Below are 18,761 nucleotides of genomic sequence, written 5' to 3'. Positions count from 1 at the left end.
CAGCACAGCCTGCGGCATATCTCACCCGCTGCGGCCGCATCGAAATTGACAGGGCCGCATCGAATGCTAAGAATTTGGTCAGCATGCGCGGCCGGGCGAGTGCCTTGGCAGTCAACTGATGCCGCTTGCGAGAGCCTTTGCGTCACGCCGGGTTCTTGGGCATGGGAGATAACGATTCCGCATGGCGGAGCGAGGGAGATAGTAGCGACCATGGGTAATCTCAAAGTCACCATGACCGACGTCAACGGCGTCACCACGACGTTCGACAACGTCGAGGAAGGCACCAGCCTGATGGAACTGGGCAAGCAGAACGATATTGCCGGCATCATGGGCGATTGCGGCGGCGGCTGCGCCTGCGCCACCTGCCACGTCTACGTCACCGACGAGTGGTTCGCCAAGGTCGGCGAGCCCGACGACATCGAATTCGCCATGCTCGACATGGTCTCGGACGTGCAGAAGCCGACGAGCCGGCTCGGCTGCCAGATCAAGATGAAGCCCGATCTCGACGGGATCGAAGTCACCGTGGCGCCGAGCTCCAGCTATTGAGCACCGAGCAGCGTCCCGGCTTGCCTGCCGGGACAAGCCGCGCTTCGAAGGTGGGCATGGCTTAACGGCCCGCGAAATTTCATTATGATGGCGAACCCTGCGGGGCCGGCACTTCGATCGGAATGATCGCGGTGCCCGGCCCCGACGCGTATCGACACTGAATTTTGGCGAGTAGGACAGGCCCATGGCATCGCAGACGACGGACACCCAGGTATCGGAGCGGGTGCCGCTCACCGCCGAGGAGCAGAACCTCCTCGAGAACGGCTCGCTAAAGAGCTACGATATCCAGGCCCACCCGCGCGACTTCTATCGCGCCATGCGCAAGGGCGACCCGATCTACTACGATAAGGGTCTCGATACCTGGCTGGTCACCCGGCACGAGGACATCTGGGCAGTCCAGTCGGACCCGATCACTTTCTCGGTCCAGCACGGCTATCACGAGCAGCAGGCTCGCGGCATGCACGACGAGTTCCGCAACTACCTGAAGGAGCACGGCGGCGGCTACTTCCCCGACGCGATCATGTCGGACCCGCCGTACCACACGCGCATCCGCAAGCTGATGGAGCGCGCTTTCACCGCGCACCGCGTCAAGGAGCTCGAGCCGCGCCTGCATGCGATCGTCCGCGACCTGATCGCTGAATTCGCCGACAAGGGCCATTGCGACGCGGTGAAGGACATTTCTCAGCCGCTGACGATCCGCGTCATCGTCGAGCAGATGGGCCTCGATCACGGCATGGAAGCCAAGATCGTCGAATGGTCGATGGCCGTCACCGCGCAGATCGGTGCGATGCAGAGCCGCGAGACGATGCTGGCCAACGCCGCCAAGATCGCCGAACTGCAGCATTACCTGATCGGCAAGATGAAGGAGCGCGAAAAGGAACCGCGCGAGGACATGATCTCCGACATCGTCCATGCCTCGGTCACCAACGAGGACGGCACGATCGAGAAGCTGACTTTCGAGGAAGCCGTGTCGCTGATCCGTGCGATGGTCATCGCCGGCAACGACACGACCGCGACCTCGATCGGCAACCTGTTCTATGTGCTCGCCACCAAGCCCGGCATGATGGAGACGCTCCAGGGCGTCGCCGAGGACGAGCGCCGGATGAACCGCTTCGTCGAAGAGCATTTGCGCAACGAGCCGCCGGTCCGCGCCCTGTCGCGCGCCGCGACCGTGGACACCGTGGTCAACGGCACCAAGATCCCCAAGGGCGCGCAGATGCTGCTGGTCTATGACAGCGGCAACGACGACGAGACCGTGTTCCCCGATCCGCGCAAGTTCGACATGGACCGCCCGAACCTGGGCCGCCACGTCGGCTTCGGCGGCGGCCCGCACCGCTGCATCGGCTTGGCGCTGGCGCGCATGGAGATCAAGCTGGCGGCGCAGGAAGTCGCGCGGCAGATGAAGGATCTCAAGCTGGCGATCCCCGAGAGCGAGATCACCTATCTCCCCACGGTCGCCACGCACACGATCGAATCGCTGCCGATCACTTACGGCAAGCGCTGAGGGCACAAGCATTTGAGATTGTCACCGGACGAGGGCCACGGGGGGTGGTTCCTCGTCTAGGTGTTGCGTGAATGCCGCGCTGCGTGTCAAAATTATCATGCCGGTCGAATTTGGGGTGGTAGACCGCGATCAAATGAATCAAGAGCACCGCTGAGTACCGGGCAGCATCGCCTTGCTGCTCGATAAGAAAAAGAATCTCGCTGCTTCGTAAAAAGAAGATTTTGCGCTTCGCACGCAAAACAAGGAGGAAAATATGAGGAAGTTGATCGTGGCTGGCTTGCTGGCCGGCGTCGTGCTGCCATTTGCGCCGGCGGCCTATGCCCAGGACACCGCCGAAGCGGGAGCAGGCAAGGACGAAATCATCGTCACCGCCCGCCGCCGCGAGGAGAGCCTGTCGAAGGTTCCTATCGCGATCACCGCGATCTCGGGCGCCGATCTCGACAAGCGCGCGATCACCAACGAGAACGATCTGCAGGCGGCTGTGCCCGGCCTGGTCATCCGCCAGAACGGCGGCGTTCACTCGTTCAACTATTCGATCCGCGGCCAGAGCGTCGACACCTTCACCAACTCGCCGCCGAGCGTGCTGCCCTACGTCAATGAAGTGCAGATCATCACGCACAGCGCGTCGACCTTCTACGACATGGGCGGCATTCAGGTCCTCAAAGGCCCGCAGGGTACGCTGTTCGGGCGTAACGCCACGGGCGGCGCGGTGCTCTATTCGACCGCCAAGCCGACCGACAAGGTCGAGGGCTACATCCAGGGTCGCTACGGCAGCTATGACGCGCGCAATGTCCAGGGCGCGATCAACCTGCCGCTCGGCGATATAGGCGCGCTGCGCGTGGCCGGGAGCTACACCGGTGGCGGCGCCTTCATCAAAGACTACTTCACGAGCGACAAGTATGGTGACCTCGACCAGAAGTCGATCCGCGCCACGCTCAAGCTGACGCCGATGGCCGGGCTGACCAACACCACGGTGTTCCAGTACACCGACGAGGATGGCACCAACACGCCGTACCAGCTCTGGTCGGTCAATTCGCAGCCCTGCGTCTCGGCGGCGGACTTCACCACCGCCTACTGCTTGCTCAACCCGGCGACGAGCCCGGGCCTGACCGCCTATCTGCAGACGCATCCCGCGGTCTGGCAGGGCGGCCTCACCGCGGCGGTCGCCGAGCAGCGCCGCGTCGGTCCGTGGGTCAGTATGTCGAGCTATCCGCCGTACCACAAGGCGAGCGACACCTACGTCATCAACACGACCGAGTTCGACGTCGCCGATGACATGCTCGTCAAGAACATCTTCGGCTACAACCTCGCCAAGTCGGACGACGGCTACGACTACGACGGTTCGCCCTATCACTTCTTCGAGACCCAGGGCGTCGTGAACCCGAACGGCGTCAAGGTCACGCCGACCAAGGGCTTCACGCTCAACACGCGCCAGTTCTCGGACGAGCTCCAGCTCCAGGGCAAGGCGTTCGATGGCCGGCTCGATTACGTGGTCGGCTTCTATTACCTGAACCAGCGCGACCAGGTCGTGTCGAACTTGACCTTCGGCCAGCCGATCTTCGAAGCGCCCTTCGCCTATACCGCGCAGTGGACGACGGAATCGATCGCCGGCTTCGCCCAGGCCACGTTCAAGCTGACCGATCAGCTCAGCGCGACGGGCGGCTTCCGCTGGACTCACGACAAAACCGAGATCTTCCAGCTTCCCGGCTCGGCCTTCCTGCCGTTCTTCCCCGGCACCGAGAAGACCTCGGCCAGCAAGCCGAGCTGGACCGCCAGCCTCGACTACAAGGTGACCCCGGAACTGATGCTCTACGTGGCCAACCGCGGTTCCTGGCGTGCGGGCGGGTACAACTATTCGGTGACCCCGCTCAACGTCACGGCCGAGAACGGCGGCAACCTGTTCCTGCCCGAGACGACGGTCGATATCGAAGCCGGCCTCAAGTACGCGGGCAACGGTCTGGGCGTTCCGGTCACGTTCAACGCCGACTTCTTCAACCAGTGGGTCAAGAACATCCAGCGCTCGGCCTATCTGCTGACGCCGCTCGGCGTGTCACTGCGCACGGTCAACGTGCCCAAGGCGCAGATCACCGGCTTCGAGTTCGATTTCACAGTGCGGCCGACCGAGTACCTACAGTTCGGCGCGTCGGGTAACTATACGAATGCCCGCTACACCGACAACGCGGTCACTTTCGGCGGCACGACGTTCCGCTATGGCCCCTTCGCCGACGTGCCCAAGTGGAGCGGTACGCTGTTTGGCGAAGTCGGCGTTCCCCTGGGCGATGCCGGCAAGCTGACGTTGCGCGGCGATGCCTATGGCCAGGAGAAGATGAACTTCTCCAACGTTGGCGACACGATCAACCCCAACACCACGCTGCCCGGCTATGTGCTGGTCAACGCGCGGCTGACCTGGTCGGAGATCATGGGGACGGGGCTGTCGGCCTCGGCCTTCGTGCGCAACCTCGGCAACCGCAAGTATTGGTCGGGCGGCAACGCGGCGTCGAACGGTGGCAACACCAACGTCGTCAACCCCGGCCTGCCGCGGATGTGGGGCGGCGAACTGCGCTACCAGTTCTGATAGCGGGCGGCATCGCCACTGCGATCCAGATCGCGCTTGCAGGGGGCCGCGCAACCGTCATGGTTGCGCGGCCCTTTTGCGTGATAATTCGACGCGAATTGGAACATGGAGAGCGAGATGGATGAAGCGGCATGGCGCGGCGGTCTGGCCGAGCACTACGACTACATGCTCACCGAAAAGCCCGAGGACCCGAACATGCGCGAGAGCGCCTCGGTCTGGGTCTATGAGGAGAACGGCGAGTTCGCTTTCCCGCGCAATGGGCTCGAGGCGATCGGCTCGGTCTGGGAAAACCACCGCTACGACTGCAATTTCGCTTTCGCCGACGGGCGGGCCCTGTTCGAAAGCAGGTTCGACGGCGTCAGCCATTCGCCGATCGGGTCCGACGGGCGCGCGACGATTCTGGGATCGGGCGGGCTCCAGTTCGAATGCATCGAACCCTACAAGCGCTGGAAGGTTCGCTACGAAGGCACGCCGATCGACACGACTTCGGCCGATATCGCGGCGAACACGGTCGATCGCGAGCGCACCATATCGCTCCGCTACGAAGTCGACCTCACCATGGTCGCGCCGGCCTGGGTTCAGGACAATACGCCCGAAGCCCTTGCACGCATGAGCGAGCGCGAGCGGACCGACGCCGGCCTGATGGGCTTCGGCTACCGTATGGAGCAGTTGTTCCGCGGCACAGGCACGCTGTGGATCGACGGCAAGGAGCGCAAGTTCAACGCCGTCGGCAACCGTATCCATCGCCAGTCCGTACGCCCCTTGGAAGCCTTTCGCGGGCACTGCTGGCAGGCTGCGGTGTTCCCCGACGGCCGCGCCTTCGGCTATATCGCCTATCCGCCGGCTGAGGACGGATCGACCTACAATGAAGGCTACGTCTATCAGGACGGCAAGTGGTATCCGGCCACCGCCACCCTGATCCCCTGGCTGACCGACCTGTCGCCAACCGGGCAGAACAATTCGCTGGAAATGACGTCCGAACTCGGCACGACGCGGATCGAGGGTGTCGGCTGCCTCAACACCTTCAAGGTCGGCAGCGAGGGCGAACTGGCAGGCTTCGCGCTCAACCAGGGCGGCACGAAGTACACCTGGGATGGCCAGACTGCCTACGGCATGATCGAGCGCTCGACCTGGCTCAACAAGGTCGGAGGCTGAACCATGGCGATGCCGCAGGCCTGGTCGGGCGATCTCGAGCCCGAACTCGACGGGCAGCTTCTGCCGGGCAAGCCCGACGATCCCGAGATGCGCGAAAGCGCTTCGATCTGGGTGTTCGAGGAAAACGGCCTCTTTGCCTTCCCGCGCATCGGCCTCGAGGCGGTTGGCGCGGTCTGGGAAAATCATCGCTACGATTGCAACTTCGCTTTCGCCGGTGGTCGTATCGTGCGCCAGAGCACGCGCGGGCCGACGCATCCGTCCACCAACGGCGTGCTCGGGGCGGGCGGGCTCAGCTTCGAATGCATCGAGCCGTTCCGCAAATGGCGCGTTCGCTTCGACGACGAGGCCTATGACGGCCGCATCGAGCAGCAGATCGCCGGCAATTTCCGCGTCTTCGCCGACAGCGAGGTCGATCCCGCGCTGCGCCGAACCCCGCTGAAGTTCGATATCGAGCTGACCTCGGCGGCACCCGGCTGGACGCAGGACCTCCGCCCCGACAAGCTCGCCGGCATGACCGAGGCCGAGCGGATCGACGCCGGATTGATGGGCTACGGCTGGCGGGTCGAGCAGGTCTTCCGCGGCGAGGGCGAGCTGACGATCGACGGCACCACGCGCAGCTTCCACGCGGTCGGCAACCGCATCCACCGCCAGTCCGTGCGGCCGATGGGCGCATTCCGTGGCCACTGCTGGCAGGCGGCGGTGTTTCCCGACGGCCGCGCTTTCGGCTACTGCGCCTATCCGCCGCGCGAGGATGGATCGACCTACAACGACGGCTATATCTACCAGGACGGCAGGATGTACCAGGCGCGGGCGACGAAGATCCCGTTCCTGCGCAACATCATGCCCGATGGCGACGACGTCTCGCTCGAACTGGAATCGGAACTGGGCATCACCCGGATCGATGGTGTCACCACGCTGGCGACGTTCCACCTCGGCAATCCCGGCGTCAACGGGATGAACAACAACCAGGGCGGGGCGCGCTACACCTGGGACGGGCAGTCGACCTATGGAATGATCGAACGGTCCTCGCCGGCGGACGTGTGCAAGGTCATCCTCTAGACCCTATTGCTTGTACTCGATCCCGTACTCTTCGAGCTTGCGATAGAGCGTCGAACGACCCATGCGGAGCCGGCGGGCGACCTCGCTGATCCGGCCGCGATAGTGGTCGATGGCGAGGCGGATGATATCGGCCTGGATGTGATCGAGCGGACGCATGTGCCCGTCGGGCGTGAGGAGTTCGACGCCGGATCCTTCGGACAAGGGCGGCTCCGGCGGAATAGGTGGGATCTGGCAATAGTCGCTTTGCGTGCCGTCGTTGCCCAGTGGCACGGCCTGCGGGGCGCTGGCGTTTGCGCATTGGGACTCGATGCAGGCTGAAGCGATGCGGTCGGCCAGGTCGGCGAGGAATTCCAGGGCGTCTTCGCCCTCGCGATGGGGCGTGTGGCCATTGGCGAGCGCGGCGCGCTGCCATGATGGGTGGAATGCCATCGCCTCGACAGGATATTCTTGCGCGGTCTTGGTCACGGGCTGTCCTCATGCTGATCGTGAACAACGATCGAGAAGGCCTATGTCATCCATGACGGGTGTGGGGTCTGTGAGATTAACCACAAATGACGCGTTATTTTGCCGACATGCGAAAGTATCGCGGGCCGCGGGCGCTATCGCGTTAACGATGTGATCTCGGCCGCTACACCCGCGGCGCGTTCGAGATGGAGCATATGGCCCGCGCCGGCATAGTCGATCCGCCGGACGTCGGGCGCGGCGGCCTCGATTACGTCGGCGATGAGGCGAATGTCGGCAACGTCGTGCTCGCCGGTCAGCAGCAGCAGCGGCATGGCCAAGGTGTGGAGCCGGTCGACGTCGGGCAATTCGTCGCGCTGGGGGTCGCGGATCCACTGGCGGCCGTGGTAGGCATCGATAGCGTGGCGCAGTTCGTCTGCCGCCTCGCTCTGCCGTGCCAGTTCGAACATCGGGTGCTGCCACCAGCGCTCGCGGGCCAGTGCCATGTCGCCGTCGCGCGCGGCGCGGGAAACGCTGCGCCAGAGCGCTTTCCACTCGTCGGACCATTCCCAGCCGACAATGGCCGGGCTGATCAGGACCAGCCGCGAGACGCGTTCGGGATGGCTGAGCGCGAAATTGAGCGCGACGCCGCCGCCCATAGACAGGCCGAGCAACGGGGCACGCTCGATGGCCTGAGCATCGAACAGGGCCAGCAGGTCGTCGGTATGCGAATATTCGCGGTCGTCGCTCGGCGACTGGCCGAAGCCGCGCAGGTCGTAGCGCAAGGTCGTCATATCGGCGGGCAGGGTAGCGAGCAGGCGATTCCAGTCCTGCCGCTCGCCGGCCATGCCGTGGAGCAGGACGAGCGGGAGACCTTTTCCGCTCCGCTCGCCCGCCAGGGTGGCGCCCTCAACCGGAACGGTGAAGGCGCCGGTCATTTTTAGGCCGAACCCATGTAGCGGCCGCCGTTCACGCTGATCGTCTGGCCGGTCATGTAACCGCCTTCTTCCGAAACCAGGAAAGCGGCAGCCGCAGCGATATCCTCGCCCTTGCCGATGCGGCCGACGGGGAGCGCCTTGCCGTAGTTCTCGACCGCGCCCGGCTTCTGCATGATCTCGGCGCCGCGCAGCATCGGGGTGTCGATCGAGCCCGGCGGGATCATGTTGGCGGTGATGTTGTGCTCGCCCAGCGCCATGGCAAGGCACTTGGTGAAGCCGAGCAACGCGCCCTTCGAGCTGGTGTAGTGTGTCTGCAGCGCCGAGCCCGACTGGACCGACGAAGAGGTGATGTTGACGATCCGGCCCCACTTGGCCTCGATCATGTCGGGCACGCATTCCTGGGTGACGAGGAACGGGCCGATCGTGTTGATGCGCAGCACCTTCTCGAGCAGCGCGAGGTCGATCTCGAGGAAAGGCGTGAACGGCGCGATGCCGGCGTTGTTGATCAGGATCGCGATCTTGCCGAGTTCGGCGCGCGTCTGCGCGGCCGCGGCCTTGATCTGTGCCTGGTCGGCGCAGTCGGCCTTGATCGCCAGCGCGGTGCCGCCGGCGTCGCGAACCATCTTGGCGGTCTCTTCGGCGCCTTCGCCGTTGATGTCCCAGATGGCTATCTTGGCGTTGTCTTCGGCGAGGCGCAGCGCCATCGAGCGGCCCATGCCCGAACCCGCGCCGGTGATGACCGCGACGCGGCCGTTCAGTGATCTCGTCATGCTGATGCTCTCCCAATCCAGAAAAATGCTGAACACCCGAACAGCATTTGGGTGGGGGGAGTCAAGGTGCCTTATACGAGTTCGGCGAAACCGCCGTAGCGGCCACGGTGGAACAGCATCGGGTCCTCGTCGCGCGTGACCTCCAGCGCCAGCACGTTGCCCAGCACTATCCAGTGATCCCCGGCCTCGACCACCGAGTGCAGCGAGCATTCGATCACCGCGATCGAATTGGCGATGATCGGCAGGTTGTGTTGCGACAGGGCATATTCGACGCCGACGAACTTTTCGGGCCCCTTGGCCGAGACCTGGCGGCAGACTTCCTGCTGGTCGCTGGCGAGGACGTTTACGCAGAAATGGCCGGCGGCTTCGATCTGCGGCCAAGAAGAGCTCTTCTTGTCGGGCAGGAAGCCGACCAGCGGCGGATCGAGCGAGACCGAGGTGAAAGTGCCGACCACCATGCCCACTGGCTTGCCGTCCGCTCCCGTCGCCGTGACGACGCTGACGCCGGTCGGGTAGGCGCCGAGCACTTGGCGAAACAGAGCGGAATCGATGCTGGGCTGGGTCACGCGGACATCCTGTGATCTTGTGGTCGTGTTGCAGTTCATGGCGAAGCGGCGAGGGGAGGGCAACAGTGTTGTACTCCAACATGACGAATGTATGTTCGACTTACCGAATTGCTGTACATTGAAGCCGCGCTTTGCTGCACTATCTCGGCTGCAGCATACACGAGACCGTGCCGTTTTCTGCAACTGCCCTTGCGGCGAATCGTCTTGTAGGACGCGGGGCAAATAGTGCAGGGATCGGCGCGGAGCTGGATGCTTGAGGACCTGATCGTGCTGCATCCGCAGCGACCGATCTTTCCCTCTCGGCATGCCAGCGATTGAGCGAAGGATAGAACAGACATGGCCGCTGCCCGCCCGATTGCCGACACCCCCGAAGCCAAGGAAGTCGCCGAACTCGTCGCCCGCAGCCGTGCTGCGCAGGCGCAGATCGCGCACTACACGCAGGAACAGGTCGATCGCCTGATCCGCGGCATGGTCTGGGCCGTCGCCCAGCCGGGCGTGGCGGAAGAGATCGCCCAGCAGACGGTCGATGAATCGCAGCTCGGCAATTACGAGGGCAAGTTCCTCAAGATCTCGCGCAAGACGCGTGCGGCGCTGATGGACATCATCGACGACAAGTCGGTCGGCGTGATCGAGGAAGATCCCGAGCGCAACATCGTCAAGATCGCCAAGCCTGTCGGCGTGATCGGAGCGCTCTCGCCCTCGACCAATCCCGAGGCGACCCCGGTGATCAAGTCGATCTCGGCCGTGAAGGGTCGCAACTCGATCATCATCTGCCCGCATCCGCGCGCCAAGATCACCAACAAGATCATTTGCGACAAGATGCGTGAGGCGCTGGTCAAGCTCGGAGCCCCGGCCGATCTGGTCATCCCGATCGAGACGCCTTCCGTCGAGAAGACCAATGAAGTCATGAAGCAGTGCGACCGCGTGCTCGCCACCGGTGGCGGCCCGATGGTGCTGGCGGCCTATTCGTCGGGCACCCCGGCGCTCGGCGTCGGCGTGGGCAATGCCGTCATCACTGTCGACGACACGGCCGACCTCGACGATGCGGCCGAGAAGATCCGCATCTCGAAGACGCTGGACCTCGCGGCCTCGTGCTCGTCGGACAACTCCGTGGTCCTGTTCGACAAGATCTACGACCAGATGCTCGACAAGCTGCAGAAGGAAGGCGGCTTCATCGTCGAGGGCGAGAACAAGCAGAAGCTGCAGGACACGATCTGGAAGGACGGCGCGCTCAACACCGCGATCGTCGCCCAGTCGGCCGAGAAGATCGCCGGCATGGCCGGGATCGACCTGCCCGAGGGCAAGACCTTCCTGATCGTTCCCGAATCCGGTTTCGGTGCCGATGCGCCGTTCTCGGGCGAGAAGCTGTCGGTCACCATGGCGCTTTACCGCGCCAAGGACATCGAGGACGCGATCCGCATCACCAACGGCATCCAGGCATACCAGGGCCAGGGCCACAGCGCGGGCATCTATTCGAAGAGCGACGTGAACATCCTGAAGCTCGCTTCGGAAACCTTCACCAGCCGCATCATGGTCAACCAGCCGCAGGCGCCTTCGAACTCGGGCAACCTGTGGAACGGCATGCGCCAGACCTTCTCGCTGGGCTGCGGTTCGTGGGGCGGTAATTCGACCAACAACAATATCACCTGGCGCGACCTGATCAACGAGACCTGGGTCTCGCGCCCGCTCAAGGTGGCCAAGGTGATCCCCGACGACGAGCACCTGTTCGGTAAGGACATCATCGCCGCGCTGGCCTGAGATTCGTAGAGACAATGGCAGCCCGCTCTTCCGATAGTGGAGGGGCGGGCGCTTTTGCGTCTAAGGGCATCGAAAAATGTCGCCCGGGGGGATTTAACCGAGCGATTAAATCATGTAGGGCGCGGCCATGACCGAACAGTTCCAGCTCACCGACGACCAGCTCGCCATTCAGGAAATGGCCCGCCGGTTCACCGCCGACGCCATTACGCCCTTCGCGGCGGAATGGGATGAGACCAAGCATTTCCCGCGCGACGTCGTTCGTCAGGCGGGTGAGCTCGGCTTCGGCTCGATCTACATTTCCGAAGAGATGGGCGGGATCAATCTCGGCCGGCTCGAATCGGCGCTGATCTTCGAGGCGCTGTCCTACGGCTGCCCGTCGACCGCGGCGTTCATCTCGGTCCACAACATGGCCAGCTGGCTGATCGACCGCTTCGGCGGAGCCGAAGTCAAGCAGCGCTACCTGCCGCAGCTCGTCGGCATGGAAAAGCTCGGGTCCTACTGCCTGACCGAACCCAGTTCGGGCTCCGACGCCGCCGCCCTGCGCACCACCGCGCGGCTCGAAGGCGACCATTACGTCGTCAACGGCTCGAAACAGTTCATCACCGGCGGTGGGGTCAACGACTTCTACGTCACGATGGTCCGGACCGGAGATAACGGTGCCAAGGGCATTTCCTGCCTGGTCATCGAGAAGGACTGGGAAGGCGTTTCGTTCGGCGCGAACGAGAAGAAGCTCGGCTGGAATAGCTCGCCGACCGCGCAGGTCAATTTCGACAACGTCAAGGTCCCGGTCGAGAACCGCGTCGGCGCCGAGGGCGACGGCTTCCGCTTCGCCATGGCCGGCCTCGACGGCGGTCGCCTCAACATCGGTGCCTGCTCGCTCGGCGGCGCGCAGCGCTGCCTCGACGAGGCGATCGCCTATGTGAAGGAGCGCCAGCAGTTCGGCCAGCCGATCGCCGACTTCCAGAACACCCAGTTTACCCTGGCCGACATGGCGACCGACCTGGAGGCCAGCCGCGCATTGCTCTACCTCGCCGCCGCCAAGGTCACCGCCGGTGCGCCCGACAAGACCCGCTTCGCTGCCATGGCCAAGCGCCTTGCCAGCGACAACGGCTCGCAGATCGTCGACCAGGCGCTGCAGATGTTTGGCGGCTACGGCTATCTCAAGGACTATCCGATCGAACGCTTCTGGCGCGATCTGCGCGTTCACCGCATCCTCGAAGGGACGAACGAAGTCATGCGCATGATCATCGGCCGCGATCTGCTTCGCCAATGAACGGTAATGTCATGACCGACGAACTCATCACGCGCCGCGAGAGTGGCGTCGGCTTCCTCACACTTAACCGGCCCAAGGCGATCCACGCGCTGACCGCGGCGATGGACCACGCCATGACCGACGCGCTGCTCGCCTGGAAGGACGATGCCGCGGTCAAGGCGGTGATCATCGATCACAGCGAGGGCAGGGGCTTCTGCGCCGGCGGCGACATTGCCTTCCTGCGCAATTCGGCGCTGACCGACAACGGCGTCTCGGGGCTGGCGTTCTTCTACGAGGAATACCAGCTCAACCACCTGCTGTTCACCTATCCCAAGCCGGTGGTCGCTTTCGTCGATGGCATCACCATGGGCGGCGGCGTCGGCATCTCGCAGCCCGCGAAGTACCGCGTGGCGACCGAGAACACCCGGTTCGCCATGCCCGAGACCGGGATCGGCCTGTTCCCGGACGTCGGCGGCGGCTGGTTCCTGTCGCGCCTGCCGGGGCGCCTCGGCCAGTACCTGGCGCTTACCGGCGCGCGGATCGACGGTTCGGAGTGCGTCTGGGCCGGCCTTGCGACGCACTACCTGCCGGCCGACCAGCTGGCGGAAGCCAAGGCGCGGATCGTCGCCGGGCACGAGATCGCCGGCGCGCTCACCGCGCTGTCCGTGACCCCGCCCGACGCAAAGATCGCGGCGCATGCCAGCGAGATCGCCAGGCACTTCGCCTCGGACCGCTACGAGGACATCCTTGCCAGCCTCGAAGCCGATCCCAGCGAATGGGCGGCAAAGACGCTCGCTACGCTGCACACCAAGAGCCCGCAGACCTGCAAAGTCGCGCTGCGCCAACTCGCCGATAGCGCCAGGCTGGGCGATTTCGCCGACAACATGGCGATGGAATACCGTATCGCCGCACGCGTGCTGACCCGGCCCGACTTCGCCGAGGGTGTGCGCGCCGTGATCGTCGACAAGACCAACGATCCGAAGTGGGATCCGGCGACGCCCGAAGGCGTGACCGATGAACTTATCGAATCAATCTTCGCGCCGCTGCCGGCCGATAAGGAATGGAAACCGCTATGAGCTACGAAACCCTCCTGGTCGAACAGCGCGGCGCCGTCACGCTGATTCAGCTCAACCGTCCGCAGGCGCTCAACGCGCTGAGCTCCACTGTGATGAAGGAACTGATCGACGCTTTCGCGAAGTTCGAGGCCGATGACAGCCAGGGTGCCGCCGTGCTTACCGGCGCGGGCGAAAAGGCTTTCGCCGCGGGTGCCGACATCAGCGAAATGGCCGACAAGCCGGCCACCGAGTTCTTCTCGCAGGCCTTCTTCGACGGCTGGCAGAAGGGCATCGCCAATGTCGTGCGCAAGCCCTGGATCGCCGCGGTCAACGGCTTTGCGCTGGGCGGCGGCTGCGAGCTCGCCATGATGGCCGACATGATCATCGCTTCCGAGAAGGCCAAGTTCGGCCAGCCCGAGATCAAGCTGGGCGTGGCGCCGGGCATGGGCGGCACGCAGCGCCTGACCCGCGCGATCGGCAAGGCCAAGGCGATGGACCTCTGCCTCACCGGCCGCATGATGGACGCGGTGGAGGCCGAGAAGTCGGGCCTGGTCGCGCGCATCCTTCCGGCCGAGGGCTTCGTCGATGCCGTCGTCGCTATCGCTGCGGAGATCGCCGGCATGCCGCGCCTCGCCGCGCTGCTGAACAAGGAAATGGTCAACGTCGCCTTCGAGACGACGCTCGAGCAGGGCCTGCTCTACGAGCGCCGCACCTGGGGCATTCTCGCCGCGACCGAGGATAAGGCCGAAGGCATGAAGGCTTTCGTCGAGAAGCGCCCGGCGGTGTGGAAGGGCAAGTAAGCCGTGGCGGCGCCACCGGTCTTTCCGCGCAAGGGAGAGGCGTTGGCGATCCTCGATGAAGAGTTCGCGCGGGTGGATCTGCCCACACCACCCGCGTTCACGACTGAGAAGCAGAAGCTGCCGGGTAGCCAGAAACTGGCCTGGTGGCATGCCGACGCCGCGGAGCCGGACAGCGCCGATGCGCTGCGCAGCCTCGCCTATCTGCGAACCTACTGCCGCATCACCGGCGGTCGGCCTCTGCCAGCGGGCGGACTGCGGCTGCACAAGGACCGCGTGTGGATGGACAAGGTGACCATCAGCCGGTTGGAGCGCGACGGCATTCTGGCATTCGAACCGACGGGTCATTTCGAGCCGTCCTTCGTCGTCACCGAGAAGGGGCGACACTGGATGGCGACAGGAGAAGCACTGACATGAAAATCGCGTTCATCGGCCTCGGCAACATGGGCGGCGGCATGGCCGTGAATCTGGTCAAGGCTGGGCACGAGGTCCATGCTTTCGACCTCGCCGCCGAGGCGCTCGACAAGGCCAAGGGCAACGGCTGCGCGGTCTATACGGCCGTGCGCGATGCCGTGCAGGGCGTCGATGCCGTGGTTTCGATGCTGCCCAACGGTGGGATCGTGAAAAGCGTCTACAGCGCCGACGTGATCGGCCAGGCGCCCAAGGGAGCGCTGTTCCTCGACTGCTCGACGATCGACGTTGCCACCGCGCGCGAAGTCGGCGAGGCGGCCAAGGCGGCGGGTTACGAGATGGTCGATGCGCCAGTCTCGGGCGGCATCGCCGCGGCCAACGGCGGCACGCTGACTTTCATGGTCGGCGGCAGCGAGGCGACTTTCGCCAAGGCGCAGGTGGTGCTCGAACCGATGGCCAAGGCGGTGATCCACGCCGGCGAGCTCGGCGCGGGCCAGGTCGCCAAGATGTGCAACAACATGCTGCTGGCGATCCACATGATCGGCACCTGCGAGGCACTGGCCCTGGCCGAGAAGGCCGGCCTGTCGATGCAGAAGTTCTACGAGATAAGCTCGAAGTCGACCGGCTATAACTGGTCGCTCAACGACTATACGCCCGCGCCGGGCGTCGGCGCCGCGAGCCCTGCGGACAACGGCTACCAGGGCGGCTTCGCCTCGGCGCTGATGCTCAAGGACCTGCGCCTCGCCATGGCCGGGGCCCAAGCAGCAGGCGCCACCGTGCCGATGGGCGAGCACGCCACCGCGATCTACGAGGCGTTCAACGAAGCCGGCAACGGCGGCAAGGACTTCGGCGCCATCTTCACGACGCTGTGACGGTTGGCGCGCGGGCCTTCGATAAGCTCAGGCCGAGCGGGGTTTGCTTCTAGAGTGTGACCACCTTTCAATGACATCGTCACCCCGGACTTGATCCGGGGTCCCGCTTGTTGCGTGCAAACGCAAGGTTGAAAAAATAGCGGGATCCCGGATCAAGTCCGGGATGACGAATTGGGCTCAGTGAAAGTTGGTAGTGCTCTAACGTGCCATCCGTTCAGGCTGAGCTTGTCGAAGGCCCTTGCGCTACAGTCCGAGCAAGCTCCGCCCCAGCAGCATCAGCAACCGCACGTCGATCGCACGGCCCTGCGCACGCCATTCGGCGATCGCGCGTTCGATGCGGTCGAGATTGACGCGGTGGACGGTGATGTTCTCGCCTTCCACGCCGCCACCTTCGCTGACCTGGGTCAGGCCGTGCGCGCGAAACAACGTAAAGCTCTCGCTGACCATGCCGGGCGAGGAATAGAACTGGCCGATCTCCTCCATCCGCTCGGCGTGGTAGCCGGTCTCCTCCTCCAACTCGCGGGCGGCGGCCACCGAGTCGTCTTCGCCTTCGTGCTCGTCGTGATCGCCGATAAGGCCCGCGGGCAGTTCGATGCTCGGGCGCCCTAGGGGCACGCGGAACTGCTCGACCAGGATGACGTACTCGTCGCCGTCCTCGTCTTCGTCGATCGCCAGGATCACCGCCGCGCGGATGCCGCGGGCGCGGCTGACATATTCCCACTTGCCCTTCTTGCGCGCAGTGATGAATTTGCCCTGCCACACCACTTCGTCGGGTTCGTTGGTATCACTCATAGTTCGATCAGCCTGTCCGGTAGTTCGTTCTGGTCGTCCTCGGCGCGCGGGAAGTGCTCGGCCAGCACGGTGCCGACTTTCTCCACTGCGGCGATGAGGCCGTCAGCGAGATGGTCCTGCTTCAGTTCGGTCAGCATTGCCGCCATGGCGTCACCCCAGACTTCAGGTGCCACTTTCGAGGCAATCGCCTCGTCGGCGACGATCTCGGCGCGGTGCTCGGCGAGCGAGAGGTAGATGAGGATGCCGGTGCGTCCGTGCGTGCGGCGCTCGGCGCCGATCTTGAAAGCGCTGACAGCGCGCTCGCGCACGCGGCGATGGCGGATAGGCCCGGGGGTCAGCCAGAGGCGCAGAGGGCGCCAGAGCAGGATCAGCCACGTGCCCCCGACCTTGAGCGTGGTCACCAGCAAGGCGACGCCGAACACCAGACGCGGCGTCCATTCGTGCACCCAGCCGCCGGTGAGCCGCTCGTAAAGGCCGAGGTAGAAGTCCGGCGCGATCATCAGCGCGGCCAGCGCCAGCAGGCCGACGAAGGCCGCCCAGGCAAGCGCGACGTCGGCATAGTCGTCCGAGCGCTGCGCCATGATCGTAACGATCTCGCCGGCGGACCGGCTTTCGGCCGCGGCCACGGCGGCGCTGACCCGCTCGCGGTCGCTGTCGTTCATCGGAGTGATCGATGCCATGCTGCTCTCCTACCAATCGCCCGAGGCGCCGCCACCACCGAAATCGCCGCCGCCGCCCGAAAAGCTGTCGGAACTGCTGCTGCTACTACTGCTCCAGTCGCTCGAACTGCTGCTCGTATTCCAGACGGTGACCGGTGCGGCGCCGGCGGCGCTGTTATAGCTGCGGCTGCCGGGCCGGGGGATTCGCGTGGGCCAAAGGATAAGCAGGAAGAACAGGGTGCAGCCCAGGATCAAGGCGACGAACACGGCGATCGCGAAGCTGTTGTCCTGCTTGGGCGGCGGCTGGGCGGCGAGCGCTTCCGCTTCGGCCTTGGGCAAGGTGAGCTGGTGGATGATCGCATCGGCGCCGGCCTCGATGCCGCCAGGCATGTCGCCCTTCTTGAACTTCGGCACGATCTCCTGGCTGATGATCAGCGACGAGAATCCGTCGGTCAGCACGCCTTCGAGGCCGTAACCGACTTCGATCCTGACCTTGCGCTCCTTGGGCGCGACGATCAGCAGGACGCCGTCGCTCTTCTCCTTGCTGCCGACGCCCCAGGCGCGGCCGAGCTGGTAGCCGTAGTCGGAGATCTCGTAGCCCTGCAGGTCGGGCAAGGTCACGATCACCAGCTGGCGGCGCGACTGCGTCTCCAGGGTCTCCAGCTTGATCGTCAGTATGCCTTCGATGTCGTCGGGTATGACATTGGCGGCATCGACCACGCGCCCGCTCATCGCGGGGAATGTCGGCCCCGCAGCAAAGGCTGGCGCGGCGAGGGCCAGCCAGCCCAGCAGAACGAGGATGACCCCCCGAAGCATCGCGGGGCTACCAGGATCCCGAGGAGCCGCCGCCGCCAAAGCTGCCGCCGCCTCCCGAAAAGCCGCCGCCACCGCCTCCGCCACCCCAGCCTCCGCCGCCGCCGCGCGAGCTGTTGAGGGCATCCCACAGGATCACCGAGCCAAGGCCGCCGCTACGGTAGCGCCGGCCGCCGCCGCGCAGCATCGGCAGGATGAAGAACAGGAAGACGAAGATCAGGAAGACCCAGGGAAAGCCGCCACCCTGCTGTTTCGCCGGTTGCCGGTTGGCTTCGGCGGCGATCTTCTGAGCCTGGTCGGCGGGCAGGGTGAGCTGCTGGATGATCGCGTCGGTCCCGGCCTCGATCCCGCCGGGCATGTCGCCGGCCTTGAACTTCGGCACGATCTGCTGGTTGATGATAAGCGACGAAAGCCCGTCGGTCAGCACGCCTTCGAGGCCGTAGCCGACCTCGATCCTGAGCTTGCGCTCGTTCGGCGCGATGATCAGCAGCGCGCCGTCGTTCTTGTCCTTGCTGCCGATCCCCCAGGCGCGGCCGAGCTGGTAGCCGTAGTCGGAGATCTCGTAGCCCTGAAGGTCGGGCAGGGTGACCACGACCAGCTGCCGGCCCGACTGCGTCTGCAGCCCGGCGAGCTTCTGGTCGAGCCGCGTCTTGACGTCCGGTGGGAGGATGTTGGCGGCGTCGACCACCCGCCCGGTGAGCGGCGGGAAGGTCGGCGCGGCCTGAGCGGGCGCGACAAAGCCCGCCAGTGCGACCAGCAGCGCGAACCAGAGGGTCAGCAAATGTCGCATTGGCTGCA

18 protein-coding genes and 1 pseudogene are annotated in these 18,761 nt (G+C 64.8%); 11 read left to right on the top strand and 8 right to left on the bottom strand.

The window, feature by feature from the left end; genetic code table 11:
* The first annotated feature begins 210 nt into the window (after positions 1–210).
* The 5 genes from KRR38_RS11625 to KRR38_RS11605 all read left to right on the top strand — a co-directional run bounded on the left by KRR38_RS11625 (position 211) and on the right by KRR38_RS11605 (position 6,839).
* Positions 211–546, top strand: coding sequence for a 2Fe-2S iron-sulfur cluster-binding protein (locus tag KRR38_RS11625; RefSeq protein WP_254514760.1), 336 nt, complete (start codon positions 211–213; stop codon positions 544–546).
* A 184-nt stretch (positions 547–730) separates the two neighbouring features.
* Positions 731–2,050, top strand: coding sequence for a cytochrome P450 (locus tag KRR38_RS11620; RefSeq protein ID WP_217401617.1), 1,320 nt, complete (start codon positions 731–733; stop codon positions 2,048–2,050).
* Positions 2,051–2,303: 253 nt separating this feature from the next.
* On the top strand, positions 2,304–4,625 hold the full coding sequence (locus tag KRR38_RS11615; protein ID WP_217401615.1) for a TonB-dependent receptor: 2,322 nt from the start codon (positions 2,304–2,306) through the stop codon (positions 4,623–4,625).
* Between the two features lie 117 nt (positions 4,626–4,742).
* A complete protein-coding gene (locus KRR38_RS11610) occupies positions 4,743–5,780 on the top strand; it encodes a hypothetical protein (RefSeq protein ID WP_217401613.1) in 1,038 nt (345 codons plus the stop codon).
* Between the two features lie 3 nt (positions 5,781–5,783).
* Positions 5,784–6,839 (top strand): hypothetical protein, encoded by a 1,056-nt coding sequence (locus tag KRR38_RS11605; protein ID WP_217401611.1) that lies wholly within the window; start codon positions 5,784–5,786, stop codon positions 6,837–6,839.
* Between the two features lie 3 nt (positions 6,840–6,842).
* On the opposite strand, the pseudogene KRR38_RS36015 reads toward KRR38_RS11605, so the two are convergent.
* The 4 genes and pseudogenes from KRR38_RS36015 to KRR38_RS11585 all read right to left on the bottom strand — a co-directional run.
* Positions 6,843–7,043: pseudogene (locus tag KRR38_RS36015) on the bottom strand (helix-turn-helix domain-containing protein); the annotation flags it as partial.
* A gap of 395 nt (positions 7,044–7,438) precedes the next feature.
* Entirely contained in the window at positions 7,439–8,218 is a 780-nt protein-coding gene (locus KRR38_RS11595; RefSeq protein ID WP_217401608.1) for an alpha/beta fold hydrolase, read from the bottom strand.
* Between the two features lie 2 nt (positions 8,219–8,220).
* Positions 8,221–8,988, bottom strand: coding sequence for an SDR family NAD(P)-dependent oxidoreductase (locus KRR38_RS11590; RefSeq protein ID WP_217401606.1), 768 nt, complete (start codon positions 8,986–8,988; stop codon positions 8,221–8,223).
* Positions 8,989–9,059: 71 nt separating this feature from the next.
* Positions 9,060–9,593 (bottom strand): flavin reductase family protein, encoded by a 534-nt coding sequence (locus tag KRR38_RS11585; protein WP_217407229.1) that lies wholly within the window; start codon positions 9,591–9,593, stop codon positions 9,060–9,062.
* A gap of 297 nt (positions 9,594–9,890) precedes the next feature.
* Here KRR38_RS11585 and KRR38_RS11580 point away from each other — a divergent pair, with 297 nt between their 5' ends.
* The 6 genes from KRR38_RS11580 (at position 9,891) to mmsB (ending at position 15,699) form a co-directional block, all read left to right on the top strand.
* Positions 9,891–11,312, top strand: a complete 1,422-nt coding sequence (locus tag KRR38_RS11580) for an aldehyde dehydrogenase family protein (protein ID WP_217401604.1) — start codon at positions 9,891–9,893, stop codon at positions 11,310–11,312.
* 127 nt (positions 11,313–11,439) lie between these two features.
* Positions 11,440–12,585, top strand: coding sequence for an acyl-CoA dehydrogenase family protein (locus tag KRR38_RS11575; RefSeq protein ID WP_217401602.1), 1,146 nt, complete (start codon positions 11,440–11,442; stop codon positions 12,583–12,585).
* Between the two features lie 11 nt (positions 12,586–12,596).
* Positions 12,597–13,640 carry an enoyl-CoA hydratase/isomerase family protein gene (locus KRR38_RS11570; protein ID WP_217401600.1) on the top strand — a complete coding sequence of 348 codons (1,044 nt, stop codon included), beginning with the start codon at positions 12,597–12,599 and terminating at the stop codon, positions 13,638–13,640.
* On the top strand, positions 13,637–14,419 hold the full coding sequence (locus tag KRR38_RS11565) for an enoyl-CoA hydratase-related protein (protein ID WP_217401598.1): 783 nt from the start codon (positions 13,637–13,639) through the stop codon (positions 14,417–14,419). Before KRR38_RS11570 ends, KRR38_RS11565 begins: the two co-directional genes overlap by 4 nt.
* 42 nt (positions 14,420–14,461) lie before the next feature.
* Entirely contained in the window at positions 14,462–14,833 is a 372-nt protein-coding gene (locus KRR38_RS11560) for a hypothetical protein (protein ID WP_217401596.1), read from the top strand.
* On the top strand, positions 14,830–15,699 hold the full coding sequence (gene mmsB / locus KRR38_RS11555) for a 3-hydroxyisobutyrate dehydrogenase (RefSeq protein ID WP_217401594.1): 870 nt from the start codon (positions 14,830–14,832) through the stop codon (positions 15,697–15,699). The genes KRR38_RS11560 and mmsB overlap by 4 nt, the downstream gene beginning before the upstream one ends.
* A 243-nt stretch (positions 15,700–15,942) precedes the next feature.
* On the opposite strand, the gene KRR38_RS11550 is transcribed toward mmsB, so the two are convergent.
* Genes KRR38_RS11550 through KRR38_RS11535 form a run of 4 tightly spaced genes read right to left on the bottom strand, consistent with a single transcriptional unit; the run spans position 15,943 to position 18,753 of the window.
* Positions 15,943–16,491: an NUDIX hydrolase gene (locus KRR38_RS11550; RefSeq protein ID WP_217401592.1), complete on the bottom strand. Its 549-nt coding sequence runs from the start codon at positions 16,489–16,491 to the stop codon at positions 15,943–15,945.
* Complete coding sequence (locus tag KRR38_RS11545; protein ID WP_217401590.1) at positions 16,488–17,171, bottom strand: TPM domain-containing protein; 684 nt, start codon at positions 17,169–17,171, stop codon at positions 16,488–16,490. Before KRR38_RS11545 ends, KRR38_RS11550 begins: the two co-directional genes overlap by 4 nt.
* 9 nt (positions 17,172–17,180) lie before the next feature.
* A complete protein-coding gene (locus KRR38_RS11540; protein ID WP_217401588.1) occupies positions 17,181–17,966 on the bottom strand; it encodes a YgcG family protein in 786 nt (261 codons plus the stop codon).
* 7 nt (positions 17,967–17,973) lie between these two features.
* Positions 17,974–18,753, bottom strand: coding sequence for a YgcG family protein (locus KRR38_RS11535; protein WP_254514759.1), 780 nt, complete (start codon positions 18,751–18,753; stop codon positions 17,974–17,976).
* Positions 18,754–18,761 lie beyond the last annotated feature (8 nt).

Source organism: Novosphingobium sp. G106 (assembly GCF_019075875.1).
GTDB lineage: Bacteria > Pseudomonadota > Alphaproteobacteria > Sphingomonadales > Sphingomonadaceae > Novosphingobium.
Note: the sequence above shows the minus strand (reverse complement) of the source record. Positions and strands in the feature narration are given on the sequence as shown.

Bases quoted from the DNA above. Each gene is read 5' to 3' on its own strand.
- KRR38_RS11595 (WP_217401608.1), bottom strand. From the start codon at position 8,218: ATGACCGGCGCCTTCACCGTTCCGGTTGAGGGCGCCACCCTGGCGGGC.
- KRR38_RS11565 (WP_217401598.1), top strand. From the start codon at position 13,637: ATGAGCTACGAAACCCTCCTGGTCGAACAGCGCGGCGCCGTCACGCTG.
- KRR38_RS11625 (WP_254514760.1), top strand. From the start codon at position 211: ATGGGTAATCTCAAAGTCACCATGACCGACGTCAACGGCGTCACCACG.
- KRR38_RS11605 (WP_217401611.1), top strand. From the start codon at position 5,784: ATGGCGATGCCGCAGGCCTGGTCGGGCGATCTCGAGCCCGAACTCGAC.
- KRR38_RS11540 (WP_217401588.1), bottom strand. From the start codon at position 17,966: ATGCTTCGGGGGGTCATCCTCGTTCTGCTGGGCTGGCTGGCCCTCGCC.
- KRR38_RS11535 (WP_254514759.1), bottom strand. From the start codon at position 18,753: ATGCGACATTTGCTGACCCTCTGGTTCGCGCTGCTGGTCGCACTGGCG.
- mmsB (WP_217401594.1), top strand. From the start codon at position 14,830: ATGAAAATCGCGTTCATCGGCCTCGGCAACATGGGCGGCGGCATGGCC.
- KRR38_RS11575 (WP_217401602.1), top strand. From the start codon at position 11,440: ATGACCGAACAGTTCCAGCTCACCGACGACCAGCTCGCCATTCAGGAA.
- KRR38_RS11570 (WP_217401600.1), top strand. From the start codon at position 12,597: ATGACCGACGAACTCATCACGCGCCGCGAGAGTGGCGTCGGCTTCCTC.
- KRR38_RS11585 (WP_217407229.1), bottom strand. From the start codon at position 9,593: ATGAACTGCAACACGACCACAAGATCACAGGATGTCCGCGTGACCCAG.
- KRR38_RS11590 (WP_217401606.1), bottom strand. From the start codon at position 8,988: ATGACGAGATCACTGAACGGCCGCGTCGCGGTCATCACCGGCGCGGGT.
- KRR38_RS11545 (WP_217401590.1), bottom strand. From the start codon at position 17,171: ATGGCATCGATCACTCCGATGAACGACAGCGACCGCGAGCGGGTCAGC.
- KRR38_RS11620 (WP_217401617.1), top strand. From the start codon at position 731: ATGGCATCGCAGACGACGGACACCCAGGTATCGGAGCGGGTGCCGCTC.
- KRR38_RS11580 (WP_217401604.1), top strand. From the start codon at position 9,891: ATGGCCGCTGCCCGCCCGATTGCCGACACCCCCGAAGCCAAGGAAGTC.
- KRR38_RS11610 (WP_217401613.1), top strand. From the start codon at position 4,743: ATGGATGAAGCGGCATGGCGCGGCGGTCTGGCCGAGCACTACGACTAC.
- KRR38_RS11550 (WP_217401592.1), bottom strand. From the start codon at position 16,491: ATGAGTGATACCAACGAACCCGACGAAGTGGTGTGGCAGGGCAAATTC.
- KRR38_RS11615 (WP_217401615.1), top strand. From the start codon at position 2,304: ATGAGGAAGTTGATCGTGGCTGGCTTGCTGGCCGGCGTCGTGCTGCCA.